Source organism: Streptomyces sp. NPDC018693 (assembly GCF_044391385.1).
Classification (GTDB): domain Bacteria; phylum Actinomycetota; class Actinomycetes; order Streptomycetales; family Streptomycetaceae; genus Streptomyces.
In genome coordinates this window covers 43797-69373 of record NZ_JBIRZZ010000021.1, presented here as the reverse complement: position 1 = coordinate 69373, position 25577 = coordinate 43797, and the positions used below count along the sequence as shown (strand labels likewise).

The 25577-nt window shown below is 73.6% G+C and carries 25 protein-coding genes and 4 pseudogenes; 14 read left to right on the top strand and 15 right to left on the bottom strand.

The genetic code is table 11. From position 1 onward, the window contains the following. Positions 1-61 precede the first annotated feature (61 nt). Both ACH5AC_RS34650 and ACH5AC_RS34645 read right to left on the bottom strand, forming a co-directional pair. Entirely contained in the window at positions 62-2863 is a 2802-nt protein-coding gene (locus tag ACH5AC_RS34650) for a SpoIIE family protein phosphatase (protein WP_398866326.1), read from the bottom strand. A 146-nt stretch (positions 2864-3009) separates the two neighbouring features. Next, positions 3010-3360 (bottom strand): hypothetical protein, encoded by a 351-nt coding sequence (locus ACH5AC_RS34645; RefSeq protein WP_398866281.1) that lies wholly within the window; start codon positions 3358-3360, stop codon positions 3010-3012. A gap of 146 nt (positions 3361-3506) precedes the next feature. Between ACH5AC_RS34645 and ACH5AC_RS34640 the strand changes: the two genes are divergently transcribed. Then, the gene (locus ACH5AC_RS34640; RefSeq protein WP_398866280.1) at positions 3507-4658 is read left to right on the top strand and encodes a site-2 protease family protein; all 1152 of its coding nucleotides are present in this window, start codon (positions 3507-3509) and stop codon (positions 4656-4658) included. Between the two features lie 148 nt (positions 4659-4806). Beyond that, a complete protein-coding gene (locus ACH5AC_RS34635) occupies positions 4807-5211 on the top strand; it encodes a DUF2267 domain-containing protein (protein WP_398866279.1) in 405 nt (134 codons plus the stop codon). 94 nt (positions 5212-5305) lie between these two features. Here the strand turns inward: ACH5AC_RS34635 and ACH5AC_RS34630 are convergent, their stop codons facing one another. Both ACH5AC_RS34630 and ACH5AC_RS34625 read right to left on the bottom strand, forming a co-directional pair. After that, positions 5306-6442 carry a hypothetical protein gene (locus ACH5AC_RS34630; protein WP_398866278.1) on the bottom strand — a complete coding sequence of 379 codons (1137 nt, stop codon included), beginning with the start codon at positions 6440-6442 and terminating at the stop codon, positions 5306-5308. A gap of 159 nt (positions 6443-6601) precedes the next feature. Next, complete coding sequence (locus tag ACH5AC_RS34625) at positions 6602-7534, bottom strand: NADP-dependent oxidoreductase (RefSeq protein WP_398866277.1); 933 nt, start codon at positions 7532-7534, stop codon at positions 6602-6604. 127 nt (positions 7535-7661) lie between these two features. Here ACH5AC_RS34625 and ACH5AC_RS34620 point away from each other — a divergent pair, with 127 nt between their 5' ends. Continuing rightward, complete coding sequence (locus ACH5AC_RS34620; RefSeq protein ID WP_398866276.1) at positions 7662-8633, top strand: GlxA family transcriptional regulator; 972 nt, start codon at positions 7662-7664, stop codon at positions 8631-8633. 29 nt (positions 8634-8662) lie between these two features. On the opposite strand, the gene ACH5AC_RS34615 is transcribed toward ACH5AC_RS34620, so the two are convergent. From ACH5AC_RS34615 to ACH5AC_RS34605, 3 genes and pseudogenes are all read right to left on the bottom strand, one after another. Next, positions 8663-8875: a hypothetical protein gene (locus ACH5AC_RS34615; RefSeq protein ID WP_398866275.1), complete on the bottom strand. Its 213-nt coding sequence runs from the start codon at positions 8873-8875 to the stop codon at positions 8663-8665. Positions 8876-9074: 199 nt separating this feature from the next. Next, positions 9075-9611: a MarR family winged helix-turn-helix transcriptional regulator gene (locus tag ACH5AC_RS34610; RefSeq protein ID WP_398866274.1), complete on the bottom strand. Its 537-nt coding sequence runs from the start codon at positions 9609-9611 to the stop codon at positions 9075-9077. A 34-nt stretch (positions 9612-9645) separates the two neighbouring features. Then, positions 9646-9912 (bottom strand): annotated as a pseudogene (locus tag ACH5AC_RS34605) (SpoIIE family protein phosphatase); the annotation flags it as partial. 6 nt (positions 9913-9918) lie between these two features. On the opposite strand from ACH5AC_RS34605, the pseudogene ACH5AC_RS34600 reads away from it, so the two are divergent. The 4 genes and pseudogenes from ACH5AC_RS34600 to ACH5AC_RS34585 all read left to right on the top strand — a co-directional run. Further along, positions 9919-10210: pseudogene (locus ACH5AC_RS34600) on the top strand (nitroreductase family deazaflavin-dependent oxidoreductase); the annotation flags it as partial. Between the two features lie 5 nt (positions 10211-10215). Further along, entirely contained in the window at positions 10216-10722 is a 507-nt protein-coding gene (locus tag ACH5AC_RS34595; RefSeq protein WP_398866273.1) for a hypothetical protein, read from the top strand. 250 nt (positions 10723-10972) lie between these two features. Further along, positions 10973-11152: pseudogene (locus ACH5AC_RS34590) on the top strand (ABC transporter substrate-binding protein); the annotation flags it as partial. A gap of 133 nt (positions 11153-11285) precedes the next feature. Next, positions 11286-11494: pseudogene (locus ACH5AC_RS34585) on the top strand (metal ABC transporter permease); the annotation flags it as partial. On the opposite strand, the gene ACH5AC_RS34580 reads toward ACH5AC_RS34585, so the two are convergent. Together ACH5AC_RS34580 and ACH5AC_RS34575 are read right to left on the bottom strand one after the other, a co-directional pair. After that, positions 11493-12215 (bottom strand): potassium channel family protein, encoded by a 723-nt coding sequence (locus ACH5AC_RS34580; RefSeq protein WP_398866272.1) that lies wholly within the window; start codon positions 12213-12215, stop codon positions 11493-11495. The pseudogene ACH5AC_RS34585 and the gene ACH5AC_RS34580 overlap by 2 nt on opposite strands. Continuing rightward, positions 12208-13605: a TrkH family potassium uptake protein gene (locus tag ACH5AC_RS34575; protein WP_398866271.1), complete on the bottom strand. Its 1398-nt coding sequence runs from the start codon at positions 13603-13605 to the stop codon at positions 12208-12210. Before ACH5AC_RS34575 ends, ACH5AC_RS34580 begins: the two co-directional genes overlap by 8 nt. Before the next feature lie 143 nt (positions 13606-13748). Here ACH5AC_RS34575 and ACH5AC_RS34570 point away from each other — a divergent pair, with 143 nt between their 5' ends. Then, complete coding sequence (locus ACH5AC_RS34570; RefSeq protein ID WP_398866270.1) at positions 13749-14405, top strand: lysophospholipid acyltransferase family protein; 657 nt, start codon at positions 13749-13751, stop codon at positions 14403-14405. Here ACH5AC_RS34570 and ACH5AC_RS34565 read toward each other — a convergent pair. Beyond that, on the bottom strand, positions 14398-14838 hold the full coding sequence (locus ACH5AC_RS34565) for a hypothetical protein (protein ID WP_398866269.1): 441 nt from the start codon (positions 14836-14838) through the stop codon (positions 14398-14400). The two genes, ACH5AC_RS34570 and ACH5AC_RS34565, sit on opposite strands and share 8 nt — an antisense overlap. Positions 14839-15108: 270 nt before the next feature. Between ACH5AC_RS34565 and ACH5AC_RS34560 the strand changes: the two genes are divergently transcribed. From ACH5AC_RS34560 to ACH5AC_RS34545, 4 genes are all read left to right on the top strand, one after another. Then, a complete protein-coding gene (locus ACH5AC_RS34560) occupies positions 15109-16095 on the top strand; it encodes a GerMN domain-containing protein (protein ID WP_398866268.1) in 987 nt (328 codons plus the stop codon). A 69-nt stretch (positions 16096-16164) separates the two neighbouring features. After that, positions 16165-16428, top strand: coding sequence for a DUF1876 domain-containing protein (locus tag ACH5AC_RS34555; protein ID WP_398866267.1), 264 nt, complete (start codon positions 16165-16167; stop codon positions 16426-16428). Between the two features lie 217 nt (positions 16429-16645). Next, a complete protein-coding gene (locus tag ACH5AC_RS34550) occupies positions 16646-17359 on the top strand; it encodes an FAD binding domain-containing protein (protein ID WP_398866266.1) in 714 nt (237 codons plus the stop codon). A 136-nt stretch (positions 17360-17495) separates the two neighbouring features. Next, entirely contained in the window at positions 17496-18803 is a 1308-nt protein-coding gene (locus ACH5AC_RS34545; protein WP_398866265.1) for a phytase, read from the top strand. 47 nt (positions 18804-18850) lie between these two features. Here the strand turns inward: ACH5AC_RS34545 and ACH5AC_RS34540 are convergent, their stop codons facing one another. The 5 genes from ACH5AC_RS34540 to ACH5AC_RS34520 are packed head-to-tail and all read right to left on the bottom strand — an operon-like array spanning position 18851 to position 24043. Beyond that, complete coding sequence (locus ACH5AC_RS34540; RefSeq protein WP_398866264.1) at positions 18851-19708, bottom strand: STM4011 family radical SAM protein; 858 nt, start codon at positions 19706-19708, stop codon at positions 18851-18853. Positions 19709-19718: 10 nt separating this feature from the next. After that, positions 19719-21050 carry an STM4012 family radical SAM protein gene (locus tag ACH5AC_RS34535; RefSeq protein ID WP_398866263.1) on the bottom strand — a complete coding sequence of 444 codons (1332 nt, stop codon included), beginning with the start codon at positions 21048-21050 and terminating at the stop codon, positions 19719-19721. Beyond that, a complete protein-coding gene (locus ACH5AC_RS34530) occupies positions 21047-21877 on the bottom strand; it encodes an STM4013/SEN3800 family hydrolase (protein WP_398866325.1) in 831 nt (276 codons plus the stop codon). The genes ACH5AC_RS34535 and ACH5AC_RS34530 overlap by 4 nt, the downstream gene beginning before the upstream one ends. 22 nt (positions 21878-21899) lie before the next feature. After that, a complete protein-coding gene (locus tag ACH5AC_RS34525) occupies positions 21900-23084 on the bottom strand; it encodes an STM4014 family protein (protein ID WP_398866262.1) in 1185 nt (394 codons plus the stop codon). Then, positions 23081-24043, bottom strand: coding sequence for an STM4015 family protein (locus ACH5AC_RS34520; RefSeq protein WP_398866261.1), 963 nt, complete (start codon positions 24041-24043; stop codon positions 23081-23083). Before ACH5AC_RS34520 ends, ACH5AC_RS34525 begins: the two co-directional genes overlap by 4 nt. 167 nt (positions 24044-24210) lie before the next feature. On the opposite strand from ACH5AC_RS34520, the gene ACH5AC_RS34515 reads away from it, so the two are divergent. Together ACH5AC_RS34515 and ACH5AC_RS34510 are read left to right on the top strand one after the other, a co-directional pair. Further along, entirely contained in the window at positions 24211-24537 is a 327-nt protein-coding gene (locus ACH5AC_RS34515; protein WP_398866259.1) for a hypothetical protein, read from the top strand. A 17-nt stretch (positions 24538-24554) separates the two neighbouring features. Next, positions 24555-25577, top strand: coding sequence for a DUF6745 domain-containing protein (locus ACH5AC_RS34510; RefSeq protein WP_398866258.1), 1023 nt, complete (start codon positions 24555-24557; stop codon positions 25575-25577).

The following is a 25577-nucleotide window of genomic DNA, read 5'->3' as shown; positions in this document are numbered from 1 at the left end:
TGCGGCGGGAGCGGTCGTCTCAGGGCAGGGGCTGTTCGGGTCAGGGCAGTGGCTGTTCGGGTCAGGGCAGGGGCTGTTCGGTCCAGATGATCTTGCCGTGGGGGGTGTAACGGGTGCCCCAGCGTTCGGTGAGCTGGGCGACGAGGAAGAGGCCGCGGCCGCCCTCGTCCTCGGTGCGGGCGCGGCGCAGCCGGGGTGAGGTGCCGCTGCCGTCGCCGACCTCGCAGATCAGGGCGCGGTCGCGCAGCAGGCGCAGCTGGATGGGGCCGGAGGCGTAGCGGATGGCGTTGGTGACCAGTTCGCTGACGACGAGTTCGGTGGTGAAGGCCAGGTCGTCCAGGCCCCAGTCGGCGAGCCGGTCGGTGACCGCCGAGCGGACACCGGAGACGACCGCCGGGTCGGTGGGCAGGTCCCACTGGGCGACCCGGTCCGGTCCCAGGGCGCGGGTGCGGGCGACGAGCAGAGCCACGTCGTCGCTGGGCCGGGCCGGCAGGAGTGCTTCGAGTACCGCCTCGCAGGTGTCCTCGGGCGGGCGGCCGGCGCGGGCCAGGACGGCGCGCAGCCGGGCCAGGCCGGAGTCGATGTCCCGGTGCCGGTCCTCGATCAACCCATCGGTGTACAGCACCAGTTGGCTGCCCTCGGCGAGCTCCAGCTCGGCCGTCTCGAAGGGCATGCCGCCGAGTCCCAGGGGCGGTCCCGACGGCAGCTGCACGAAGTCCGCGGTGCCGTCGGGGCCGACGACGGCGGGCAGCAGGTGCCCGGCTCGGGCGAGGGTGCAGTGCCGGGAGACCGGGTCGTAGACGGCGTACAGGCAGGTGGCTCCGACGATGCCGGAGTCGGGGGCGTTCTTCGCCGCCCAGCCCTCGCCCCGGTCGAGCCGGCCGACGAGGTCGTCGAGGTGGGTGAGGATCTCGTCGGGTGCCAGGTCGAGGGAGCAGAAGTTGTGCACGGCGGTGCGCAGCCGGCCCATCGTCGCGGCGGCGTGCAGTCCGTGCCCGACCACGTCGCCGACGACCAGGGCGACACGGGCGCCGGACAGCGGGATGACGTCGAACCAGTCGCCGCCCACTCCGGCCTGCGCGGGCAGGTAGCGGCAGGCGACCTCGACGGCGCTCTGCTCGGGGCGGCCGCGGGGCAGCAGGCTGCGTTGCAGGGCGAGTGCCGTGTGGTGTTCGCGGGTGTAGCGGCGCGCGTTGTCGATGCAGATCGCCGCGCGGCCGGCCAGTTCCTGGGCCAGGGACAGGTCGTCGTCCTCGAAGGGGGCGGGCTGTCCGGAGCGGTAGAAGCTCACCAGGCCGAGGGTGACGCCGCGGGCGCGCAGCGGCACGGTGATCAGGGAGTGGATGCCCGCCGCGAGGGCCCGCTCGCTGCCCACCGGGTCCTGGGCTACCCAGCTCGCGGCCTCGGCCAGGACGGGTTCGAGGACGGCCTGGCCGGATTCCAGGGAGCGGGCCTGCGGGGTGTCGGGGACGTACTGGACGGCCTCGCCGATCTCGTACAGGAACGGTTCCCGGTGGACGGTGCGCAGCGCGATCCGGCGCAGCGGTGTGTCGGCGAGGAGCCGGCCCGGTTCCTCACCGCGCAGGACCGAGTCCGGCAGGTCGACGGCGGCGACGTCGGCGAACCGGGGGACGGTCACCTCGGTCAGCTCGTCGGCGGTACGCGGGACGTCCAGGGCGGTGCCGATCCGGACGCTCGCGTCGTGCAGCAGTTCCAGCCGTCGGCGGGCCAGGACGGCCAGCCGTCCGACGCCGGGTTCGCCGACGAGCAGCAGCCAGCCGTCGGCGCCCTTGGCCTGTGCGTCGTCGCGCCCGCCGGTCGGCGGCCGCGGTTCTCGACGGGGTGCCCCGGCTGTCCGGGGGACGGCCGGAGCGGCGGTGGGGGCGGTCCGCACCGGGGGCGTGACGGCTACGGGGGCCGGTGGCAGGTCACCGACGACGCGCGCCTCGACGACGACGCCCAGCTCGCCCGAGGGGCCGGCGACCGGGCGGCGCAGCAGCGTCGCCGTACGACCGCTGGACAGGGGCACCTCGTCGAAGGTGCCGTGGGGTGCGGCGAGGAGTTCCTCGGCCCGCTCCCGCAGGACGGCCAGGTCGATCCGGCCCAGGCCGGAGGTGTCGGAGCCGGACCAGTGGTCCAGGGAGGGATGGTCGGGCTGGGACGGCCAGTGCGCGGCCGTGCCGTCCGTGTCGCCGCTCGCCCGCCGGTACGCGGCGAGCAGCGCCCGTTCGCGTTCCGTGGCGTGCTCCAGCAGTCGCGCCTCGATGGTGTGGACGGCCTCGCGCACCAGCCGCAGCATCGCGGGGTCACCTTCGTCGCGCAGACAGGTGAGGTCGACGACGGCCTCCACGCGTCCGCTCAGCGGGTCGCGTACGGGTGCGCCCGCGCACGCGAAGGGCTGCAGACAGTCGGCGAAGTGCTCACGGCCGACCACGTAGATCGGGGTGCGGCCGGCCAGGGCGGTGCCCACCCCGTTGGTGCCGACGGCCTGCTCGGAGGCGTCGAAGCCGGGGGCGAACCGCACCTCGTCCAGACGGTCGCGCAGCCGCCGGTCGCCGACGTACCGCTGGACCATGCGCCCGCGGGCGTCGCACAGCACGATGGCCATGTTCACGTCGCAGAGGGAGTCGGCGAGTTTCCTGAGCACCGGTTCGGCGGCGCGGCGCAGCCGGTCGCCCAGCGTCACGTCCGGGGTGTAGGGGATCAGCAGGCGGTGCGGCTCCAGTCCGGCGGACCGGCAGCGCTTCCACGAGTCGAGCACCGAGGAACGGACATCCGCCTCGACGCGTGCGCCGGCCAGAAAGCGCTCGTGAGCATCGACGAGTCCGCCGATGTCGTCCCAGGCGACGGACACCAGGACCACTTCCCTCACCTGGAGGCTGCCTGGTCACACGCCGCCGTTCGGCCCATCGGGGAGGCAACCTCTGTGGCCTTCACAGTAGAGCCACTATGACGCACATCACAATATGTGAGGGTATCCGCACATCGGCGACGCGGGGCCGGACACCGTCACTGGTCGGTCCCGGGGACGCCGAGTTCGCGGCCGCGGTAGAAGCCCTCCCGTTCCTCGACGACGTACGGCGCCATGGCCGCACGCCGGCGGGTCTCCGACTCGGAGGTGCGCCACGCGTCGCAGTCCTCCCGGGAGGACCAGAAGGACACGCCGGTGATCTCCTGCCCGTCCTCGGACCAGTAGGCGAAGGCGCGGTGCAGGCCCTCGGGGGCGGGCTCCGGCTGCCATGCCCTCCGGAAGTCCTCCAGGGTGCCCGCCCGCAGGCGGCGCGTGGTCACCCACACGAAGTGCTCGTCCATCACTGCCTCCTCGGCGTACCGCTCGGCGTCCTGCGTCTCTTCGACCACCGTAGGTCCGCGGCCCCGCTTCCGCCCGCGGTGATCAGGGAGAGGCGGAGCTTGGGCGGGTGCCGGCCGGGTACTCGCCGTAGTCCGAGGGGCCGAACGGGTGACGGGGTGCTGTCGCCGGGGCGTCGGCACGGGAGGTGTGCGCGATGAAGGCGACGTTCACGCTGGGGCGTGTGGCGGGGATCCGCGTCGGTGTGCACTGGAGCGTGCTGTTCATCTTCGCGCTGATCGTCTTCGGGCTGGGCGCCGGACGTCTGCCGGACGCGCACCCGGGGCGCTCCGCCTGGCTGTACACGGCGCTGGGTCTGGGCGCCGCGGTGGTGTTCCTGTTGTCGCTGCTGGCCCACGAGGTGAGCCATGCGATCGTGGCACGCCGCAACGGTGTGACCGTCGAGGACATCACGCTGTGGCTGCTGGGCGGCGCGGCCCGGCTCAGGAGCGAGGCGCCGAGCCCGGCGGCCGAAGTGCGCATCGCCGGCGTCGGGCCGCTGGTCAGTCTGCTCCTGGGCGTGGGGTTCGGGCTGCTGACCTTCCTGTTCGGGCAGGCGTTCGGGGCGGGTCCGCTGGTGGAGGTGCTCGCCTGGCTGGCCGCCATCAACATCCTGCTGGCGGTGTTCAACGCGCTGCCGGCCGCGCCGCTGGACGGCGGTCGGCTGCTGCGGGCCGTCGTGTGGTGGAGGACCGGGAACCGGCTGCGCGCCACCGCGGTCGCCACCGGCGCGGGCCGCGCCTTCGGCTGGCTGCTCGTCGCCGCCGGGGTGTACCTGGTGTTCGCCGGCGCGGCCGTGGACGGCCTGTGGATCATGCTGATCGGCTGGTTCATGATCGCCATGGCGACCGCCGAGGGCGGGCAGGCCAAGCTGCGGGAGCTGCTCGGTTCCGTGCCGGTCCGGGAGGCGATGACCGCCGATCCGGTGACGGTGCCGGACACGGCGACCGTCCAGGAGTTCCTGACCGGCCCCCACTGGCTCTACCGGCACTCGGCCTTCCCGGTCATCGACCCCATGGGCCGCCCCACGGGGGTGGTCGGCGTCAATCGGGCCGGCCTGGTGCCCGTGTCGGAGCGCGGCGTGACGACGGTCGCGGCGGTGATGACGCCCCTCGACGACATTCCGACCGCCGCCCCCGAGGACCCGCTGGTGGACCTGGTGACCGAGCTCGACGCCAGTCCCGCCCGCCGTGGCCTGGTCCTGGCGGCCGACGGCCGGCTCGTCGGCATCGTCACCCAGTCCGACGTCAGCCGGGTCACGGCGTGGCTGACGTCCGCGACCCGGGGGCGGGCCGGCAGCCCGCGCTGAGCCGCCGACGGGTTCCCTGACGGTACGGGCCACGGTGGGCCGTGTACGTGCCGAGCAGGCGGGCACTCGGCGCAGCGGAGTCCCAGGGGGCCGGCGGTGCGGTCCGCACTCCGCGGGCAGCGCTCCGGCCGCACCAGCGGGAGGCAACATGATCAGCCATCAGCAACTGGTGGAAGACGTGTCGGCGCGGGCGCGACTGGACGACACGGAGGCCGCCGACGCGGCCGTTCACCTCGTCCTCGCGGCGGTGAGCCGCCGTCTCGACGAACCGCGTCGGGAGCATCTGCGCCAGGCCGTGCCGACGCACGAGCACATCGCCCTGGTGTCGGGCGGAGCCGGTCCGACGGAGCGTTCCGCCGGGCGGCTGACCGATCTGCTGGCCGAGGTCGCCCGTCCCGCGGGCGGGACGCCGGAGCAGGCTCTCTTCCTGTCGCAGATCGTGCTCTCCCGGGTCACCGCCGACGACACGAGCCTGGAGGCCGACCTGCGGAGCTGTCTGCCCGACGAGTTCGGCACGCTGTTCACCGAGCCCGGTCCGCCTCCCGAGCGGTAGGGCCGCGCCACACCGGCTCCGGCACCGCTCGGCGCGGACGGGATCACCGCGGCGCCGCGCCGGCGGCCCGGCGGTGGAACACGCCGCCGCGGGCCTATACGGCGGCCAGGTCGGCGATGTCGTGGTAGCGCAGCACGGCGCCCAGCCCGTCGGCCAGAGCTGCCTCGTCGGGCGGCAGCACGACCAGGTCGGCCCCGGTGGACAGGACGGCGGACAGCAGGACCGCGCCGGCCGGCTCCTCCGCGACGGCGCTCGCCCCGTACGCCTCCAGCTCGGCCGCGGACAGGGCCAGCCGGCCCGCCTCCGAGCCCGTCCACAGCCGCTCCGGGAGCCGGGTGGGCAGGCTGAGCAGCACCGCCTGGGCCTGGCCGCGCTGCAGGGCGGTGACGACGGCCCGGACGCCTTCGGACCGGGTGCGGTGGCGGGCGCGCTGGGCGAGGAAGGCGTCCACGACGCGCTGGTCGCCCTTGCTCAGCCGCCCGTGCAGCACCCCGGCCAGGTGCTCCTCGATCAGTCCGCGGCCGGTGTCGGCGCCGATGTCGGTGTCCTGCTCGTCCTCCACGACCACCGTGGCGTTCTGGAGGTGCCGGGGCAGCCGGTTGACCAGCAGGCCGGACAGCCATGCGTCGTGCGCGTCCCGGCGCAGCACGACGGCCTCGGCGCGGCAGCGGTCGGCCGCGTCCGCGAGTTCCCCGGCGAAGCGGCGGGCTGCCTCCTGCCAGTCCTCCAGCCGTGCCAGGTGAGTGGTGCGTTGCCCGGGGGCGACCCTGCTCATCGGCCACCGGCCGGGCTCGTAGGCGAGCAGTATGTCGTGCACCGGGCGGTTCTCCCCGATGGCCTCCAGGAGGGGGTCGTCGCGGGTGAGGGCCACGGCCAGGTAGGCGATGTCGGGTGCGTGCTGGACGGCGAGGGGCAGGGCGTCGGGCAGGCTGCCGAACCGGGCGGAGTCCCGCTCGGGCGGTTCGGGCAGCGGCTCGGCGAGGACGAGGTGCCCGCGGGTGGCGAAGAGGGCCTGTCCGTGCCGGCCGGGCAGTTCGCGGTCCGCTCCGACGGCGTCCCCCAGGGCGGCGACGGTGTCCGGGTCGGCGCCCTCGGCGCGCAGGACGTCCCGCTGGTGCCGCCAGCGCAGGGCGATCGCCCGGTCGGGATCGTCGATGTCCCGGGAGGTGTCGAGGTAGACGCCGGCCCAGGGACCCGGCTCGGTCAGGGGTTGCAGGAAGGACAGCTTCATCGCCACACCACCAGCGGGGGTCGTCGCGTACGCCGCCGGACGGCGCCCCACCTGGGTACCCGGGGCGCCTCCCGGCAATCACGGCGTACCCCGCGCCCGCGCGCCGGGCCCGGGCAGGCGCCGCGGGGTCGCCCGTCACCGACGTCCCGGACGGCGCACCTAGCCGGCGACCGTCAGCACGATCTTGCCGGCCGTGCGTCCCCGCTCGCCGATCTCGTGGGCCTTGGCCGCCTCTTCGAGGGGCAGCACGGTGTCGACGACGGCGCGCAGCCGGCCGGCCTCGATGAGCGCGGTGATCTCCTTGAGGGCGCCGTGGTCCGGTTCGACGATGGTGAAGCCGGCGCGCAGGCCCAGCGGTTCGGCGGCCTCGGCGAGGGCGGCCTCCTCGGGCGAGGCGAGCGAGACCACGAGGCCGCCGGGGCGCAGCGTGCGCAGCGACCGCGGGCCGTACTCACCGCCGATCGTGTCGACGACCACGTCGATGTCGCGGACGGTCTCGGCGAAGTCCTCCCGGGTGTAGTCGATGACCTCGTCGGCGCCGAGGCCGGTCACGAAGTCGTGCTTGGCGGCGCTGGCGGTGCCGATCACATACGCGCCGCGCTGCTTGGCGATCTGCACGGCCAGGTGCCCCACGCCGCCCGCCGCCGCGTGCACCAGCACCCGCTGTCCCGGCCGGACGTCGGCGGTGTCGACGAGCGACTGCCATGCCGTGAGCGCCACCAGCGGTACCGCGGCGGCCTCGGTGTGGGTCAGGTTCGTCGGCTTGCGGGCCAGGTGGCGGGCCGGGGAGACGACGTACTCGGCGTACGTGCCGGCCGGCTGCGGCAGTCGCGGCATGCCGTACACCTCGTCGCCGGGCCGGAACATGGTCACGCCGAGCCCCACGGCCTCCACCACGCCGGACACGTCCCAGCCCAGCCGTATCGGGCGGTCGTACAGTCCGCCGGTCTGGCGGTGCCAGTAGTCGGTCGGGTTGACGCCGGCGGCGTGGACCCGGACCAGGACCTCCGAGATGCCCGGCTCGGGGCGGTCGACCTCGACGACCTTCAGGACCTCGGGTCCGCCGAGCACGTCCTGGCTGATGGCACGCATGTCTGTCTCCTGACAGGTCAAAGCCCTTGGAGCAGGGCCTGGTTGAAGTGGCTTGCGTGATCAACTCTGCCGGGGACGGGTCACCCCATCGAGTGTCCGGATCGCCAACATGTGCAAGGATCTCGCCATGCATCGTGTCGTGGTTCTGGCGCTCGAAGGCGTCTATCCGTTCGAACTGAGCATTCCGGCCCGCATTTTCGACACGGCCGTCGACGCCGACGGCCGGCCGCTGTACGAGGTGGTCACCTGCAGCCTCGACGGGCGTGCCGTGCGTACCAGCGCCGACTTCTCGGTCGCCGTCGAGCACACGGCCGAGGTCGTCGCGACCGCCGACACCCTGGTGATCCCGCCGTTCACCTGCGGCCCGGACGAGGCGGACCAGGACTGGCTGCCCGCTCCGCTGGCCGACGCGCTGGCCCTGCTGCGGCCGGGCGCCCGGATCGTCTCGTTCTGTTCCGCCGCGTACGTCCTGGCGGCTGCCGGGCTGCTCGACGGCCGCCCCGCGACCACCCACTGGCACGGGGCCGAGGCGTTCCGGGCCCGTTTCCCGCAGGTGGGGCTCGATCCCGATGTGCTGTTCGTCGACGACGGCGATGTGCTCACCGCCGCGGGTGTCGCGGCCGGCATCGACCTGTGTCTGCACCTGGTGCGCCGTGACCACGGCAGCGAGGTCGCCAACCATGTGGCGCGCCTGTGCGTCGTCCCGCCGTGGCGTGAGGGCGGGCAGGCGCAGTTCATCGAGCGTCCGGTGCCCCCGCCCACGGACTCCGGCACGGCCACGGCCCGCGAGTGGGCGCTCAGGGAGCTGCACCGCCCCATCACGCTGGCCGAGTTCGCCGAGCGGGCCCGGATGAGCACCCGGACCTTCTCGCGCCGGTTCCGGGACGAGGTGGGCATGACGCCGGGTCAATGGCTGATCCGGCAGCGCGTGGAGCAGGCCCGCAGGCTTCTGGAGAGCACCGACCTGCCCGTCGACCAGGTGGCGGAGCGCTCCGGGTTCGGCACGGCCGCGTCACTGCGGCAGCACCTGGCCGACGCGATCGGCGTGCCGCCCTCGGCGTACCGGCAGACCTTCCGCAGGTCGGAGGTCGCGGTCTGACCGCTCCACGGCGATCGCGTCGACGTCGTTCAGGGAGTGGCGGCGCAGGGCTGCGGCCAGACGGCCGGCCCTCCTCCGCGCCACTCGATCAGCGGGGTCCTCCCCGCCTCCTCGTGGTCGAGGTCGATGCCGACCCGCTGTACCACGGTCAGGACGTCCGCCACGCTGCGTGCCACGCCCACCGGCCGCCCCCCGACGGACACCTGCCGGCCACCCGCGCCGGTCGGCTGGTGCACGACCACCGGAGCGGTCCTCCCCCGCGAGCGCCCCGGAGGCTGCGGGCAGTCCCAGGGGCCGAGCCCCGGTCCCGCCGATCTCGTACGCCGCTCTCCGAACGCGTCCGCCATGTGCCGGTGTCCCCCCACGTGTTCGCATGACCGTCTGTTCAATTCTTGCACAATGCAAATGAGCCCGGACGGGACGGGACACGGAATCAGGGGATCATGTGCCGCGGGACGCCGGGACGTCGACCGCCCAGCCCAGCGGGTGCGGTTCCGCGTCGTCGGCCGCCGGGGCGGGGGGCTCGCCGCCCGCCCCGTTGAAGGCGGTCAGGGCCTCGACCAGGGCCAGTCGCTGGGCGGGGTCGAGCCTGGCCACGATCGCGGCGATCTCGGCGCGGCGCCGGGCGGTGACGTCGGCGACCGTGCGCCGTCCCTCGTCCGTGAGCTGGAGCAGCGTCTCACGGCGGTTGCCGGGGTTGAGGTGCCGCTCGGCGAGTCCGGCCGCGATCAGCCGGTCGACCATCCGCATGGCGGTGGACGGCGCCACCTGGAGCAGATCGGCGAGCGTGACCAGCTTGGCGGTGCCGCGGGTGGACAGCACCACCAGCATCCGGAACTGCGGCAGTGTCACCCGCTCCTCGACCGCGGAGAGGGAGCGGGCCGAGACCGCGACCAGCAGGCGGGACGCGGACAGCACGGCACGGGTCACCGCATCGACATCGTCCAGCGCCCCCGCGGGGGTCTCACGCTCCGGCATGTGTCCTTTCTACCGCGCCGGGGCCCGCGCCCACTCACCCGCCGGGAAGCGGTTCTTCCCTGTCCACGACCGTGGTGCCGCCTCCGTGACCGTGGTAGCGCAGCAGGAGCATCGCCGCGTCGTCGTGCGGCGGACCGCCGGTGTGCTGGGCGATGTCCGCGCGCAGGGACTCCAGGGCGCGGTGCGCGTCGGGATCCTTCAGCAGGTGCGCCCGCTCGCCGACGGGGTAGAAGAGGCCGTGCTCGTCGCGGGCCTCGGTGACGCCGTCGGTGTACGGCAGGAGCTTCTCGCCGGGTGCGAAGTCCCTTTCGGGCCGCAGGCCGACTGGTACCGGAATCTGCGCGCGCAGCCGAAGACCCTGAATCCAGAGCGGCAACAGCCGGCACACCGTCACGGCCCGCTTTCCGACACCCGACGAGGGCGCCGGGATCATGGCGGACTACGCTCGCCGGCACCCCCGGACGGCCTGTCGGCTGTGCGCGTTCATGGGTCTGCCCACCGACAACGGCGAGGCGTCGTACTGTGAGGCGGGCCGAGCCGTCTCCTTCGTCCGCCTCGAAGCCGCCGGCGGGGAGCGCCTGACGCAGAGGGAAAGGTGAGGACCGTGACCGATCGACAGCCGGACGGCGGGCGAACACCCGGGGAACCGGACGGCACACCGTCCGGCGCCGAGGACGTGTGGCTGAAGTTCCTGACGGACAGCGAGCACGCCATCCGTACGTCGGCCCCCAGGGAGCCCTCGGCGCGCGAGAGGGCGCAGGAAGGGCGTCCCGGGCCGCTCGGCGCCGAGCGGGCGGCCGACCGCGCGGCGGACGCGGTCGGCGACCTCTGGCAGCCGGAGGACCCGTGGGCCGGCCCGGCCTGGCGCGATCTGGACGGCCGGGAGAGGCTTCGGCGGATCGGCCGGGTCGTCGCCACAGCCGCTGTGATCACCGTCGCGCTCGGGGCGTGGTCCTGGCTGTCCACCGGAGCGGGCGCGCCGAGCGGCGGACCGGGCGGCACCACCGCGCAGCATCTGGAGGAGGCACCCGAGGAACTTCCGTCGGGGACCCGCTTCCCGACCGGCCCGGCTCCCTCCCTGCGGGTTTCGTCGTCGCCGACCACCGGCTGACCAGCGGTCAACCAGGGGCGACCCGAACTCCGGAGGATCCATGTCCACGTCCCCGGCCCGCCCTCCGGCGCTGCCGGCCGGCGCCTGCCGGCGGCCTGCGGCAGCTCATCGGACTCCGCGGGCAAGGCGGCCGCCGCGCCGAGGTGACCGTGGTCGCCTCCACGGGCCTGTAGGGCGACATCGTCACGCGGATCGCCGGCGACCCGACCAGGACCCGCACTCCTAGGAGGTTGACACCCGCGACCAGCTGGTGCTCTCCAAGGCCGAGGTGGTCCTGGACAACGGCGGCGGATACGACGACTTCGTCGACCGCATGCTCGAGAGCGCCGGCAACTCCTCCGCCCAGGTGATCGACGCGGTCGAGGTCTCGGACCGACCGCCCCCGCGGGCGGCGAGGCTCAACGAGCACGTCTGGTACGACCTCCCCACCGTCGGCAAGGTCGCCGACCGCATCGCGGTGGCCCTGGCCGAGGCCGACGGATCAAGGCGGAGCGCAGCGGCGAGGCCGTGGCCGTCACCGGGCCCGTGCCGCTGTACCTGCCTGCTGACCGGCCAGGTCGTCGCCGTCGACACCCCGCAGCCCCGATCCGGACCTCGCCGAGGCCCGCGGGGTGCCGGTGCGGGCCCTGCCCTTCCTCTTCGTGATCGTGCCGGGCCTGGCGGTCGCCCTCTCCGTGCGGGTCGTCGGCGCCCTGCTGGTCCTCACCCTGGTGGTGACTCCACCCCGATCGAGGGCGGCATCCTGTCGGCCCTCGGCAGCAGCATCCCGATCAGGCGAGTTCCGCGAAGGACTCCACCGCGTGCGTCTTACCGGTGACGACGATGACGTCGCCCTTCTGGACGACAGTCTCGGCGGTGGCGTAGGTGAAGTCCTCGCCGGGACGTTTGATGCCGACGACGGTGACGCCGAACCGGCTGCGGACCTGGCTGCGGCCCAGAGGCACGCCGGTGGCGACGTCCGGGGCGATGGTCTTGACCAGGGCGTAGTCGTCGTCGAACTCGATGAAGTCCAGCATGCGGCCGGTGACGAGGTGGGCGACGCGCTCACCCATCTCGTGCTCGGGCAGGACGACGTGGTGGACGCCGAGGCGTTCCAGGATCTGGCCGTGCTGCCTACTGATCGCCTTGGCCCAGATGTTGGGCACGCCGGCCGCGAGCAGATTGGTGCTGACCAGGATGCTCGCCTCGACGGAGCTGCCGATGCCGACCACGGCGCTGGTGAACTCGTGGACACCGAGCTGGCGCAGGGTCTCCGGGTCGGTGCAGTCGGCGACGGCGGCATGGGTGAGGTTGTCGCTGTACTTCTGCACGAGCCGGGCGTCGGTGTCCAGACCGAGGACGTCCCAGCCGCGCCGCATCAGTTCACTGGCCAGGGAGTAGCCGAAGCGGCCGAGGCCGATGACCGCCACCCGCTGGTCTCCGGTGACCCTGGTGAAGCTGTCGGCGAGGCGCTTGCGGCGCCGCTGGCGCAGTGCGTGCAGGTAGTTAACCAATGACGGGTCGCTCCTCGGGCAGTTCGTAGCGGCGCGTGCGCTCCCGCAGAGCGAGCGCCGACACCAGGGTGATCGGGCCGAGGCGGCCGATGAACATCAGGAGGGTCAGCAGCAGATGCCCGGCGGCGGGCAGGTCGGCGGTGATGCCGGTGGACAGACCCACCGTCCCGAAGGCGGAGACGACCTCGAACAGCACCGCCTCCGTGGGCTCGTCGGTGAGGGTGAGCAGGAAGAGGGTGGCCCCCATGACCAGGCCGACGCCGAGCAGGGCCACGGTCAGCGCCTGGCGCAGGGTGTGCGGGGCGAGCCTGCGGCCCAGCATGGACGAGGTCGGCTCGCCGCGCACCTCGGCGTACATGGCGGCGGCCAGCACCGCGAAGGTGGTCACCTTGATGCCGCCGGCGGTTCCGGCGCTGCCGCCGCCGATGAACATCAGGACGCAGGTCGTCAGGAGCGTCGAGGCGTGCATCGCGCCGACATCGACCGCGTTGAAGCCGGCCGTGCGGCTCATCGCCGAGTGGAAGAAGCCGTCGAGGATCTTCTCCGGCACGGTGTGCGAGCCGAGCGTGCCCGCGTTCGACCACTCCAGCAGGCAGGTCAGGACCGTGCCCGCGCCGAGCAGCACGGCGGTGGTGATGACCGTGAGCTTGGTGTGCAGGGTCCAGTTGCGGCGCCCGGTCGTGCGCCTGCGGTGGCGGTGGCGCAGGACTTCCAGGAGGACGGGGAAGCCGATGCCGCCGAGGATCACGGCGGCCGCGACCGGCAGGCTGACCCAGGCGTCCTGGGCGTAGCGGGTGAGGCTGTCGGCGTGCAGCCCGAAGCCGGCGTTGTTGAAGGCCGACACGGCGTGGAAGTAGCCGAGATACACGGCGCTGCCGATGTCCTCGTCGTATCCGAAGCGGAACCGCAGGGCCAGCAGGGCGCCGACGGTGAGCTCGACGACGAGGGTGGTGCCGGCGACGCCGAGCAGGACGCGTCGTACGTCTCCGATGCCCAGGCTCTTGGTCTCCGCCTGCGCGGTCAGCTGCATGCGCAGCCGCAGCCGTCCGGAGACGAGCAGGGCCAGCAGGGACGCCATGGTCATGATGCCGAAGCCGCCGACCTGGATCAGGGCGAGGATGACGCCTTCGCCGAAGCCGCTCCAGTAGGTGCCGGTGTCCACGACGACCAGGCCCGTGACGCACACCGCGGAGGTGGCGGTGAACAGCGCGGTCTCGACTCCGGTGGCGCCGCCGTCCGCCGAGGCGATCGGCAGGGTCAGCAGCGCGGTGCCGACGAGGATCACCAGGGCGAAGGCCACGACGACCGCACGGGCGGGGTGTGCGGCCAGCAGCGACGGCCACCACAGCCGTACCCGTCGCGCCAGTCCCGCCACTACCGTCCCCGTCACGCCGGAAGCCGCCAAGATCTCGAACGGTCACCCTACCCCCGGGACCTTCCCGCGGCGCCGAAGCCGAGTACGCGTACTCAGGCGCGTCCCGCGCCCGGTGCCGATGATGGCGATCATCATCGTCGTCGTGTCCAGGAGAACCCATGCTCGGCCGTCTTGCCCATACGCTCGTCCCGACCGCCGGGCGGCTGACCGTCACGACGGAGCCCGGGGCCTGTTTCGCGCCGGGCAGCATCATCGCCGCGAACCACACCTCCCTCGCGGACCCCGCCGTGGTGCTCGCCGCCCTGCACCGCCTCGGCATCCGGCCGACGGTGATGGCCGCGGCCGGGCTGTGGCGGATCCCGGTGCTCGGCGGACTGCTGGCCCGTGAGGGGCACATCCCCGTGCACCGCCACGACCGGCGCGCCGCGGTGGCGCTCCGGCTCGCCGTCCAGGCGCTGGAACAGGGGCGTGTACTGCTCATCTATCCGGAGGGGTGCCTGCCGCGGCGTACCGATTCCGGGGAGGGCGCTCCCGGCGCGTTCCGCAGCGGCCTGGCCCGGCTCACCGAGCGGACGGGCGCGCCCGTCGTCCCCCTCGGTCAGGCGGGCGCCCGCCGCATCGTCTCCGGACGGCCCGCCCAGCAGCTCGCGGGGCTGCTGACCTCTCCCCTGCGCCGTCCCCGCGTCCATGTGCACGCGGGTGCGCCGCTCACCCTGACCGGGGACCGCCGTACCCGCACTCTTCAGGCGCACTCGGCGGTCACCGCAGCCTGGGGCACGGCGGCCGCCGGTCTGGGGGCGGGCCGCGCTACTTGATGGTGTAGGTGCAGCCCTTGGGGTCCTTGCCCTCGTCGTTGTCGGCGACCTGCTTGCCGTCGACCTTGATCACGCAGGGGGCCTGCTGGAGCGTCCCGTCGGCCGCCTTGACCGAGCCGGGGAGGAGGGTCACAAGGTAGCCCACCCTCTGCTCGGCCTCGGTGAGCCGGACCGTCTCCGTCCTGGTCCACGGCAGCTGCTCCTGGGCGAAGCCGTCGCTCTCGGCGTGGTACATGATCTGGGTGGAGCCCTCGCCGGCGACCTCCAGGGTCACCTCATGGGTCGCGCCGCCGCCCGCGGCCGGCGGCGCGGCGCTCGGGGACGCCGTCGGCCGGTCGTCGCCCGTGCCCGTGTCACCGCTGTCGCCGCCGCATCCCGTCACCAGCACGGCCGCCGAGACGAGCAGGGCCGCACCGGTCATGGTCCTTCGCATGTTCCCCGTTCCCGACTTTCCTCGTTCTGTTCCTGTTTCCTGCAGTGAAGGAACCGTCGCCCTCACCGGGCAGATCCAATCACCTGACCGGGGCAACACACCAACCAGGTCACCGCGTTCGCCGCACATCTCCTCCAGACACGCGCACCGGCTCCACGGGTGGTGCCGGTTGCGGCAGCGACCGCGGCGCGCGCACTGTGGATCGGGGCCGTTCAGCACTGGTCAGCGGGCCTGGGACGCGGTTTCCTGAGAGGGTCGCAGGAGGCTTCCATGAGTGGCGAAAAACCGGCTGCGCGCCTTCGCGGGCGCGTCCGCATCCTTCTGATCCCCGCGCTGGCCCTGCCGCTCCTGTCGGTCGGGGCCTGCGACTCCAACTCCACCTCCGGTGCGTCGCCGACCACCACCTCACCGCCCGCGCCGAGCACGCCGACGGGTACGTCCACACCAGCGGAGACCGGTACCGGCGCCGGCACCGACACCACCGCCCCGGGAACGCCCCCGGCGGCCTCGCCGCCGACGAGCAGGCCCCCCGAACCCACTCCCCGGCGGGTGAGCACGGCGGTGTACTTCATGCACGGCGAGTTCGTCTCGGCCGCGCCACGCACGGTCACCGGCCCGGCCACCGCCGCGGGTTCCCTGCGCGCCCTGCTGGCGGGCCCCAGCGACTACGAGAGCCGGCACGGGCGGACGACGGCCATTCCGTCGGGTACGACCCTGCGCTCGCTCTCGGTCCGTGACCGGGTGGCGACCGTCGACCTCTCCGGCCGCTACGACGACGGCGGCGGCACCCTCTCGATGCGGGCCCGGCTCGCGCAGGTCGTCTTCACGGTGACCCGCCACCCCACCATCGACAAGGTGCGCTTCCAGCTCGACGGCAAGCCCGTCACCGCGTTCGGCGGCGAGGGCATCGTCCTCAACCGTCCCGTAGGACGGGCGGACTTCGAGGATGTCGCGCCGGTCGTTCTGATCGAGTCCCCGCTCATCGGCGACAGCATTCGTACCCCTGTACGAGTGTGGGGCAGTGCCAACACCTTCGAGGCCGAGTTCCGGCTGAAGGTCACGGACGTCAACGGTCGCACGGCCGCGGACGTGCAGGTCATGGCCACGTCCGGCAGCGGGACGCGCGGCACGTTCGACGTGACGTTCCCGTACCGGGCCGGCGGCAGCGGTGCCGGTGTGCTGACGGCCTACTTCTACTCACCCGAGGACGGCAGGCCGGTCACGGTCGACACGGTGCCGCTGACCGTGAACCGCTGACCGCGCCGCACTGGACGCGCCACGCGCGTGGACGCAGCCTGAGAAGTGGGGGAAACCTGCACGGAGGCGATGACAGTGGAAGACAAGCAGTGGACCGTGGAGATCTACATCACCGAGGACGGCGACGACACACGCGCGCGTGCCGTGCTGAACACCCACGGCACGTCGACCATCACCGGCCGGGGCGCCGCGCGGCGCAACCCGATCGACCGTCCGATCCCGGAGATCGGTGACGAACTCGCCGCCAGCCGGGCCCTGGAGGACCTCGCCATACGGCTGCACGACGTCGCCGCCGACGACATCGTGGAGACGGCGGGTCCCCTTCGGGCGTGACGCCGCCGACCGTTCGACGGGGAGTGAGCAGCACGGTCGAGGAGCGGCCGGTCGGCCGCCGCGCCGGGCCGACCGGCCCTCCGGACCCGCGCACGCGGGGCGCGCGCGTGCTGCGGTGAACTCTGCATGCGCCCCTCCCGCCCCGGGGAGAATGCCGTTGTCCGTGATCATGTGTCGCGCCCCCACGCGCACCCTTCGGGAAAGCAGGTCGGCCGCTGTGCTGTTGCGTGTGCCCACGTCCGTGTCCGAAGTGCAGGAATGCGTCGCCGAAGGGGCGGTGCCGATAGGCGGCGCGACGCTGCTGTGGGCGACGTTCCAGCGGGACGGGTTCCCCCAGCAGGTCATGTCGCTGCGTCAGGTGCCGGAAGCCACCACGGTCGGGCCCGAGGAGCTGGGCTCGGCCGTGCTGCTGAGCGAGGTGGACGAGCGGGTCCCCAAGGTGCTGCGCCGGGCGGCCGGCACGGTGGGCACGGGCGCCGTACGCCGGACGGCCACCGTCGGCGGCAACCTCGTGGGCAGCACGCTGCGCTGTCTGCTCCCCCCGGCTCTCGTCCTGGACGCCCGGGCGACGGTCGTGGACCAGAACGGCGTCTATGACACCGACCTCGCCGAGGTGGTGGCGAAGCGCCCCGTGCTGCTCCGCATCCGCTGGCGGGAGCCGCTGGCCGGCACCTACTTCAAGGAGCCCGGTGAGGTGGGCGGGCCCCCGCCGCTGGTGGTCGCCGCCGCCGTGCACGCCGAGGACGGCTCGCGGCGGCTCCGGGTCGCCGTCCGCGACGGCTACGACGTCCTCACCGCGACCCTCGACTGCGACGGCGCGGACACCGCCGCGGTCCTCGCCTCTCTCGCGGACACGGACCTCGGCTCGCTCCCCGACGAGGCCCGCACGGTGGTGCACACCAAGGTCACGGAGGTGCTGTCGCGTCTCTGAGCGCGACCGACTCCCCTCGACGCACGCGGAGTTCGCGCCCCGCACCCCGTCCCGTCATGTCCGCGTCGCGCCATGGTCGTCCGCCGACAGCAAGATCATCGATTGCTTGTCATGCCTTCGACCATGGAGTGACCTCATGTACCGCATGCTGAGACACCGCCGAAGCGCATTCACCCTTCCCGCGGTGGCGGCCGCGCTCGCCCTGCTCGCCGCGGTGCCGGGCACCGCGGACGCCGACGAGCCCCTGCCGGCCGTCCAGCCGCGGGTCGAGACACCGACCCTGTACGACGACGAGGCGGGCGGCGACGCCGACGCCGACGACCCGGCGATCTGGCGCAACGCCGCCGCGCCCGACCGCAGCCTCGTCGTCGCCACCGCCAAGCAGGGCGGACTGCGCGTCTACGACCTGGACGCCCGCCTGGTGCAGTCGATCCCCGCCCCGGCGGGCCCCGGCCCCGACGACGCCCCCGGCCGCTTCAACAACGTCGACCTGCTCCACGGGGTGCGGCTCAGCACCGGCCGTGCCGATCTCGCCGTCACCACCGACCGCGGCAACGACCGGCTGCGCGTCCACCGCATCGACCCGAACCGGCCCGACCGCCCGCTCACCGACGTCACCGCCCCGGGCGCCGCGCCGGTGTTCTCCGCCGACCAGGCCGAGATCAACGAGCAGCGGACCGCGTACGGCCTCGCCACCTGGACCGACCGGGCCAGCGGCCGCTCCTACGCCCTGGTCAGCCGCCGCGAGCGCACCACGATCGCCCTGCTGGAGCTCACCCCCACCGCCGACGGCCGCGTGGACTACCGCACCGTCCGCACCCTGAGCCTGCCCTCCGCCTTCACCCTCCCCGACGGCACCACATGGTCCCCCTGCGCCGAGCCCGGCGAACTCCCCCAGGTCGAGGGCATGGTCGTCGACCCCGCCAACGGCATGCTCTACGCCGGTCAGGAGGACGTCGGCATCTGGCGGCTGCGCGCCGACCTCAAGGGCACGCCGCACCTCCTCGACAAGGTGCGGGAGTACGGCGTCCCGGCCGTCTACGACGAGGACACCGAGGAGTGCGAGGCCGGTGCCGACCCCGGCTACGGCGGCTCCCGCCTCACCGCCGACGTGGAGGGCCTCACCCTGATCACGGAGTCCGACGGCGACGGCTATCTACTGGCCTCCAGCCAGGGCGACGACAGCTTCGCCGCCTATGACCGTGAGCTGAGCGACCGCAACGAGTACGAGGGCGGCTTCCGCGTCACCGCGGCCTCCGCCGCGCTGGACGGCTCGGAGGAGTGCGACGGGGCTGCCGCGCTCAACAAGCCGCTCGGGCGGAGGTTCCCGAACGGCCTGCTCGTCGTCCAGGACGGGCATGACGCGCCCGACGACGGCGACCGGGACGCCACCAACTTCAAGTTCGTCGACCTCGGCGACGTCCTGGACGCCCTCGACGACTGACCGTGCCGGCCGGCGAGGTGCGGCCCCCGGGCCCGCCTCGGCCTCGGTCACATGGTTTCCCGTACCCGCGCCGGAACGCGTTCCAGGACGCCGCCCGCGAACACGTCGTAGAGCGGCAGGGTTTCCAGATGGACGTAGCCGATGTGGCAGTCGCAGACGGCGAGGGGGCAGGGGCGGGGGCGCAGGGCCGCGCGGTAGGAGCCGTCGTAGAGGTTGCCCAGTTCAGTGCGGACGAAATGGCAGCGGCGGACGGTGCCCTCGCCGTCGACCGAGAGCACCGACTCGCCGGTGCGGCAGGGCAGCCCGGCGCTGGGGTGCGGGTGGCGGCTGTAGGGGAAGAGCGGGTCGAGGGCGGTCCAGCGGGCGGCTTCCTCGTCGTCGTAGGTGCGGCCCTCGGCGGCGTTCACCCACAGGTAGATCCGATCGGGCAGGTCGGAGCGGAGCCGACGGGCCGTGTCGAGGTGTTCGGGCAGGCCGACGATGCCGACACTGAAGCGGATGCCGCGTTCCGCCAGGTCGTGACACTTGGTCAGGAAGCGGTCGTAGGGGGTCTGTCCGGGGTGGTGGGTGCACCACAGGGCGAGGGTGTCCGGGTCGGCGTCGGTGAGCCAGTCGGTGCGGCAGCTGAGGTTGGTCTGGATCGCCACGCGCCGGATGTGGGGCAGGTGGGACAGCCGGACCAGGGCTCGCCGGTACCAGGAGCGGACCAGGCCCTCGCCCCATGGGGTGAACAGGAGTGACAGGTGGTCGCCGGTCTGGTCGGCGGCCCAGTCGGTGAAGCGTTCCAGCGCGGCGCGGTCGGCACGCAACTGGGCCGTGCTGTCGCGCCGCTTGGCGAAGGGGCAGTAGGGGCAGTCGTAGTCGCAGGAGGCCAGCGGGCCCCGGTAGAGGAGGGTGAGGTCCATCGCGGGCCGCCTACTTCCGCTCGTACTCGGCCATGGCGGCCCGTACGGCCGGGGAGAACAGCTCGGGGCCGATCGCGTCGGAGTGGGCGAGCCCCTCCGGGGTCAGTCGCAGCCGGCTGCCGTCCTGCTCCAGCCAGCCTCGGTCGGCGAAGCGGTCGAGTTCGGGGCCGAAGTCGTCGTGCGGGAGCCTGCCGAAACGGGCGCGGTAGTCGTCGACGGGCAGTCCCCCCGCCTGGAGCAGGGACTGCAGGAGGTGACGGCGGCGTGCCTCGTCCGCGTCGATGCGGCGGCCGTGCTCGGCGTGCGCGAAGTCGGCGCCGGGGCGGGAGACGTAGTCGTCGATGATGGCGCGTATCTCGTGCATGCCGACGGCGTAGTCGAAGCTGTAGTGCCGCTTCGCCGTGTACGACCGGGCGCCGCAGCCCAGGCCGATCATGCCGTCGGTCTGGCAGGCGTAGTCGTCCGCGCCCTGGGGCGGGGCGTCGGCGCGGCGGAACATGCGCATCGAGTGCTGCACATAGCCGTGTGTGAGGAGGTGGTCGCGGCCGAGGCGGTACAGGCGCAGCCGTTGCTCGTCCCAGGCCGGGTCCGGTTCGGACGGCCGGCGGCGGTCGAGGCCGGTGAGAGGGCGGACGTACAGCGGGTAGAGGTAGAGCTCCTCCGGGCGCCAGGCGAGCGCCGCGTCCAGGGAGTGCCGCCAGGTCTGGTCGGTCTGGCCGTCGATGCCGTAGATCAGGTCGATGTTCAGCACGGGGATTCCGGTGTCCCGGATCCGGGTGAGGGCCGCCTCCACGTCGGTGCGGCGCTGCGGGCGTACGGCGGTGCGGGCCTCGGTGTCCACGAAGCTCTGGACGCCGAGGCTCAGCCGGGTGGTGCCGCGCGCGGCCAGGACGGCCAGGCGGTCGGCGGTGGCCGTGGCGGGTGACGCCTCCACGGAGAGGGGAATGCCGCGCAGGTCGGCGCCCATCCGGTGCTCGGCGATGTCGCAGAGCCGCTCCAGCTCGGTGGCTGTGAGGAAGGTGGGCGTGCCGCCGCCGAACGCGGCGGTGGCGAAGCGGACCGGGTCGGTGTCGCCGAGGGCTTCACGGACGGCGGTCGCCTGGCGGTCCAGGGCGTCCAGGTAGGCGGTGGTCAGGCCGTCCGGGGCGCCGATGCGGGTGAACAGGTTGCAGAAGCCGCAGCGGACCTCGCAGAAGGGGATGTGCAGGTAGAGGGAGAGGGAGTCCTTCGGCTCCCGCGCCCACAGGGCGCTCAGCGACGGGCGGTCGTCCAGACGCCGGTAGGCCGTCTTGTGGGGGTAGGCGTAGACGTAGTGCTGGTACGGGGAGGTCGCGGTCGTCATCGGGTGGCCTCGGCGGTGGTGCGGCTTTCGGGATCCAGGAAGAAGTGCGCGTAGGGCACGGTCCAGACGGACTCGTGGCCGAGCCGGTGGCCGGTGTAGCCGCCGTCGCCGTAGGCGGTGCCGTGGTCGGAGCAGACGATGGCGAGGCAGCGGCGTCTGCTGCTCGCGGCGGTGAAGAGGCGGCCGATGTGCCGGTCCACGTACTCCAGTGCGGCGGCGTGGGTCTCCCGGGTGTCGCCGGCGTCGCGGGTGGCGCCGGGCAGGTGGAACCAGTTGGGCTGGTGCAGGGCCGAGACGTTGACGAAGAGGAAGAGGCGCTGTTCGGCGGGGAGTCGGCGCACGACACGCTCCGCGCAGGTCACCTGGGACTCGAAGGAGGTGGGCGAGGTGACGCCGAACTCGGGTTCCCAGTGGGACTCCTGGAAGAGGCCGGGCAGGACCGAGCCGAGCGGGGCCTGCTTGTTGAAGAATCCCACTCCCCCGATGCAGACCGTGTGGTAGCCGGCCTTCGCGAGGCCGGAGACCAGGTCGGGGGTGTCGTACACATAGGTGCCGTCGGCGGTGGTCTCGCTGCCGGCGAAGCGTGCGGCGAACAGCCTGGGGTGCGGGCCCGGGGCGGCCGGGGTCGGCAGGAAGCCGGCGAAGATCGCCTGGTGGGAGGCGTAGGTGAAGCTGCCGGGGGCGTGGCGTTCCTCCCAGTGGCCGCCGGGGAGGTGGCGGGCCAGGTTCGGGATGCGGCCGGCGGCCGCGAGTTCGGCGGCGACGTCGTGGCGCAGGGTGTCGAGGGTGACGAGGAGGAGGTCGTGGCTGCCGACGATCCGGTTCATGTCCGGCCGGTTCATGTCCGGTTCAGGCGATCGCATGGGCGTCCGTTCTGTTGTGGTGCTGGTGGTGCCAGTGGCGCTGGTGAAGCTGGTCGTCCTGGTCTCGCGACGGCACGTGGTGGCTCAGGACGGCGGCGACCTGCGCCGCGTAGGTGTCGCGTCCCTCGGCGCCGCTGCCGGGCAGTCCGGTCAGGCGGGGCAGCAGGTCGCCGAAGGCGTTGACCTCGCCGACGGCGACCCGGCGCCAGCCGACGGCGGGCAGCAGGTCGACGCCTACGCACAGGGTGCGCGGGAAGCAGGCCGCGGCCCGCTCACAGACGTCGAGGACGTCCGTCCAGCGGGCGCCCGCCGACTCTACGGCGGTGCGCGCCGCGTCGAGGTCGCCGCGCCGGCCGCCCAGGTGGAGGTTGGTGAGCGGCGAGGTGCTGGTGCGCACGACGGCGTGGGTGGCGCGGCCGGCCACCACGACGACGCGCAGGTCGGCGGCGCGGCCCCGCTGGGACGCCTTGGGCAGCCAGCGCTCCAGGTGCAGTGCGTCCGGGGCGAGGGCGTCGACGATGGCGGCGATGTCCCGCTCGTCGTGGTAGCGGCGGACGCGCAGGGAGTTGAACAGCCGTCCGTCCTGGGCGAGTTCGACGGAGGTGGTGGCGCGGATCCGGCCGCCGCCGGCCGCCTCCACCGCGAGCACGCCGGAGGCGGAGGAGCCGTGGGCGGGCTTCACGAACAGCCGGGGCATGCGGTGTTCGCGCATCAGGGCGCGTACGTCGTCCCAGCCGCGCACCGGCGGCGCGGCGGCGCCGGAGGTGGGTGAGGCGGGCACGGGCACGCCCGCGCCGTGCAGGACGGCGTGGCAGCGGCGCTTGTCGAACAGCACGGCGAGCTCGTCCGGGTCGTCGAGGCGGACGCCGCCGCGCAGGCCGTGCAGCGCGGCGGTGAACGCGGTGTACCAGCGGGCCGAGCCCTCGACCCGGGTGGGGTCGTCGGTGCCCCGCAGCAGCCGGTCGACGTGGGCGTTCTCGCCCGGGGAGTCGAGGCGGACGAGCTCCTCGGGCGCGAAGTCGGCGCCGCCGGCGGTGAGTACGTCCGCCCAGGCGACGACGCGCGGTCCGGGCAGTCCGGCCGCGCGTACGGCCTGGGTGAAGAGCGCGACGCGGCGGTTCTCGGGGTTGCCGACCACCGCGAAGCGGGCCTCGCCGGGCACGGCCGTCACTCGCCCACGGCGACGTAGCGCCACACCGTGCCGTCGTCGTCCTCGTCCCAGTCGGCGTCGTCGCGGTCGAGGTCGACGTCGACGCCCGCCGGTTGGAGGGTCTGCCGGATGCGGTCCACGAGGGGCTCGCTGAGGTAGTGGTGGTGCAGGTCGAGCTTCTTGAGGTGGGTGAGGGGCTGGCCGCCGAGCAGGGCGGCGGCGCCCTCGTCGGTCAGGACGCCCAGGGACAGGTCCAGCACCTCCAGGCGGGCCACGACCGGGGCGGAGGCGAGGGCCGCGGCGACGGCGTCCTGCATCTCGCTGTTGCGCAGGCCGAGATGACGCAGGCTCGGCAGGCGGGCCCCGGAGAGAACGGGCTCCAGGTCGGCGGCCTCGCTGTCGCCGCCGTAATCGGGGGTGCCCAGCCACAGGTCCAGGTGCTCCAGCGCGGGCAGGTCGCTGGCACCGATGCCCCGCACGGCCGCCACGGGCAAGCCGCCGGTCTCGACGGTCAGCTTCCGCAGCGCGGTGTGGCGCAGAGCGGTGAAGGCCAGCCCCGACCCGCCGCGCACACCGAGCTCCTCCAGCTCGGGGAAGCCCGCCAGCAGGGGTGCGACATCGGTCTGGCAGATCCAGGAGATCTCGCACTCCTCGGAGGTCATGTCGCCCAGGAACACCGCCCGCAGGGCGGGCAGCCGGTCCCGGGCGGCGAGCAGCGCCTCGATGACGGAGGAGGAGTCGTGCTCGTACGCCTCCTGCCAGGCGCCGACGATCAGGGCGCCGACCTTGGTGGTGTCGACCGCGTCGAGGAAGCGGGCGAAGGCCGCCTCCCACTCCTCGTCGGCGTCGTACACATCGCTGGTGATGCGCCAGGCGACGGAGTCCGGCTCGGGAAGGCGCCCGTCCTCGGCCTCGTCCGGGCCGGGGAAGGTGTGGGCGGGCAGCCGGTGGAACTGGTCGAGGTGGTTGCCGAGGGTCATACGGCTGCTCCCAGGATGGTGCGGATGCGGTCGGTGATGCCGCAGTTGTACCAACAGCCACTGACAACGGCGGGCGGCGGGGCGGCGTCCGGGGCCGTTGTCAGTGGCGGGTCGTACGGTCGTGGTGTGGAGGCGGTGCGCGGTGTGCCGCCGGGAGGGGAGCACCCATGTACCGGCAGGGAGATGTCCTGCTCGTGTCCGTGGCCGAGGAGGCGGTTCCGCCTCATGTCGCGGGCGCGCCGAGGGAGCCGCGCGACGGGCGGGGCCGGCTGGTCCTGGCGCTGGGCGAGGTCACGGGCCATGCCCACGCGGTGGTCGGACCGGGTGATCTGGTGCGCGAGCCGGGGCCGTTCGGGCCGATGCTGCTGCATCTGCCGAAGGGCGGCCGGGTGGTGCACGAGGAGCACGCGACGATCACTCTGCCCAGGGGGTGGTACCGGGTGATCCGGCAGCGGGAGTACGTGCCCGGTTCCGTGCGGATCGTGGCGGACTGAGGGCGAGGGAGCGGACGGTGACTCAGGTGAGGGTGCGGGCGACGGTGGATGCGGTGGCCGAGTGGCGGGGGTGGGCGGCCTCGACGGCTCCGGCCGACCGGGCGCGGGCGGAGGCCGGCATCCGGCTGGCGTACCGCCGGGCCGGGCTGGCGGAGCCGGAGCGGGTGGTGTGGGCCGCGTCGCCCCGGGAGGGGGTCGCGCTGGTGCGGGCCCTGGAGGATCCGGGTCCCGGTGTGCGGGAGGCGGTGCGCAGTGCGCCCTGGGCGCGGGAACGGCGGCGGCTGCGTGAGCAGTTGGGTGCCGAGGGCTGGGCCGCTCACTGGGCGGCGACCGGCGGGCGGCTGTGGGATCTGACGCAGGCGCTGGTCGACCGCATCCGCGCGGGTGTGCTGGACGAAGCCGGCGGCGGCGCGGCGGCGGAGGTGCGGCTGGTGCTGCTGGACGCCGTGCTCGGGCAGCACGACGCGGCGTGGCTGGCGGCGTTCCCCACGCGGGAGTCCGCGCTCGACGGGCTGGCCGAGGTGTGCCGCAGCGCGGGCTGGTGGTGGCCGTTCGCGAAGGTGGCCGTGGTGTGCGAGCGGCCGGTGGCCCTGCACCGGGACGAGGCCGGACGGCTCGACCGGGGTGACGGCCCGGCCCTGGCCTACTCCGACGGTTTCGCGCTGCACGCCTGGCGGGGCATGCCGGTCCCGGCCGCCTTCCTTCAGGAGCTGCGGACGCTGACCCCGGAGCGTATCCGCTGCGAGGAGAACGCCGAACTGCGCCGGGTGATGCTGGAGTTCTACGGCTATGAGCGCTATCTGTCGGACTCGGGCGCGCGTCCGGTGCACCGGGACGGGACCGGCACGCTGTGGCGCATCGACCTGGACGGGGACGAGCCGGTGGTGATGGTGGAGGTGGTCAACTCCACGCCCGAGCCGGACGGCACCCGGCGCACCTACTGGCTGCGGGTGCCGCCCACGACCCGGACGGCGAGAGAGGGGGTGGCCTGGACGTTCGGGCTGGACGCCGCGGTGTACGCCCCGTCGCGGGAGACCTGA

What these genes read in the sequence shown, in the direction of transcription:
- ACH5AC_RS34640 (WP_398866280.1), top strand. Translation starts at nt 3,507, where the DNA reads ATGAAGGCGACGTTCACGCTGGGGCGTGTGGCGGGGATCCGCGTCGGT.
- ACH5AC_RS34635 (WP_398866279.1), top strand. Translation starts at nt 4,807, where the DNA reads ATGATCAGCCATCAGCAACTGGTGGAAGACGTGTCGGCGCGGGCGCGA.
- ACH5AC_RS34630 (WP_398866278.1), bottom strand. Translation starts at nt 6,442, where the DNA reads ATGAAGCTGTCCTTCCTGCAACCCCTGACCGAGCCGGGTCCCTGGGCC.
- ACH5AC_RS34625 (WP_398866277.1), bottom strand. Translation starts at nt 7,534, where the DNA reads ATGCGTGCCATCAGCCAGGACGTGCTCGGCGGACCCGAGGTCCTGAAG.
- ACH5AC_RS34620 (WP_398866276.1), top strand. Translation starts at nt 7,662, where the DNA reads ATGCATCGTGTCGTGGTTCTGGCGCTCGAAGGCGTCTATCCGTTCGAA.
- ACH5AC_RS34610 (WP_398866274.1), bottom strand. Translation starts at nt 9,611, where the DNA reads ATGCCGGAGCGTGAGACCCCCGCGGGGGCGCTGGACGATGTCGATGCG.
- ACH5AC_RS34570 (WP_398866270.1), top strand. Translation starts at nt 13,749, where the DNA reads ATGCTCGGCCGTCTTGCCCATACGCTCGTCCCGACCGCCGGGCGGCTG.
- ACH5AC_RS34565 (WP_398866269.1), bottom strand. Translation starts at nt 14,838, where the DNA reads ATGCGAAGGACCATGACCGGTGCGGCCCTGCTCGTCTCGGCGGCCGTG.
- ACH5AC_RS34560 (WP_398866268.1), top strand. Translation starts at nt 15,109, where the DNA reads ATGAGTGGCGAAAAACCGGCTGCGCGCCTTCGCGGGCGCGTCCGCATC.
- ACH5AC_RS34555 (WP_398866267.1), top strand. Translation starts at nt 16,165, where the DNA reads ATGACAGTGGAAGACAAGCAGTGGACCGTGGAGATCTACATCACCGAG.
- ACH5AC_RS34545 (WP_398866265.1), top strand. Translation starts at nt 17,496, where the DNA reads ATGTACCGCATGCTGAGACACCGCCGAAGCGCATTCACCCTTCCCGCG.
- ACH5AC_RS34540 (WP_398866264.1), bottom strand. Translation starts at nt 19,708, where the DNA reads ATGGACCTCACCCTCCTCTACCGGGGCCCGCTGGCCTCCTGCGACTAC.
- ACH5AC_RS34535 (WP_398866263.1), bottom strand. Translation starts at nt 21,050, where the DNA reads ATGACGACCGCGACCTCCCCGTACCAGCACTACGTCTACGCCTACCCC.
- ACH5AC_RS34530 (WP_398866325.1), bottom strand. Translation starts at nt 21,877, where the DNA reads ATGAACCGGATCGTCGGCAGCCACGACCTCCTCCTCGTCACCCTCGAC.
- ACH5AC_RS34520 (WP_398866261.1), bottom strand. Translation starts at nt 24,043, where the DNA reads ATGACCCTCGGCAACCACCTCGACCAGTTCCACCGGCTGCCCGCCCAC.
- ACH5AC_RS34515 (WP_398866259.1), top strand. Translation starts at nt 24,211, where the DNA reads ATGTACCGGCAGGGAGATGTCCTGCTCGTGTCCGTGGCCGAGGAGGCG.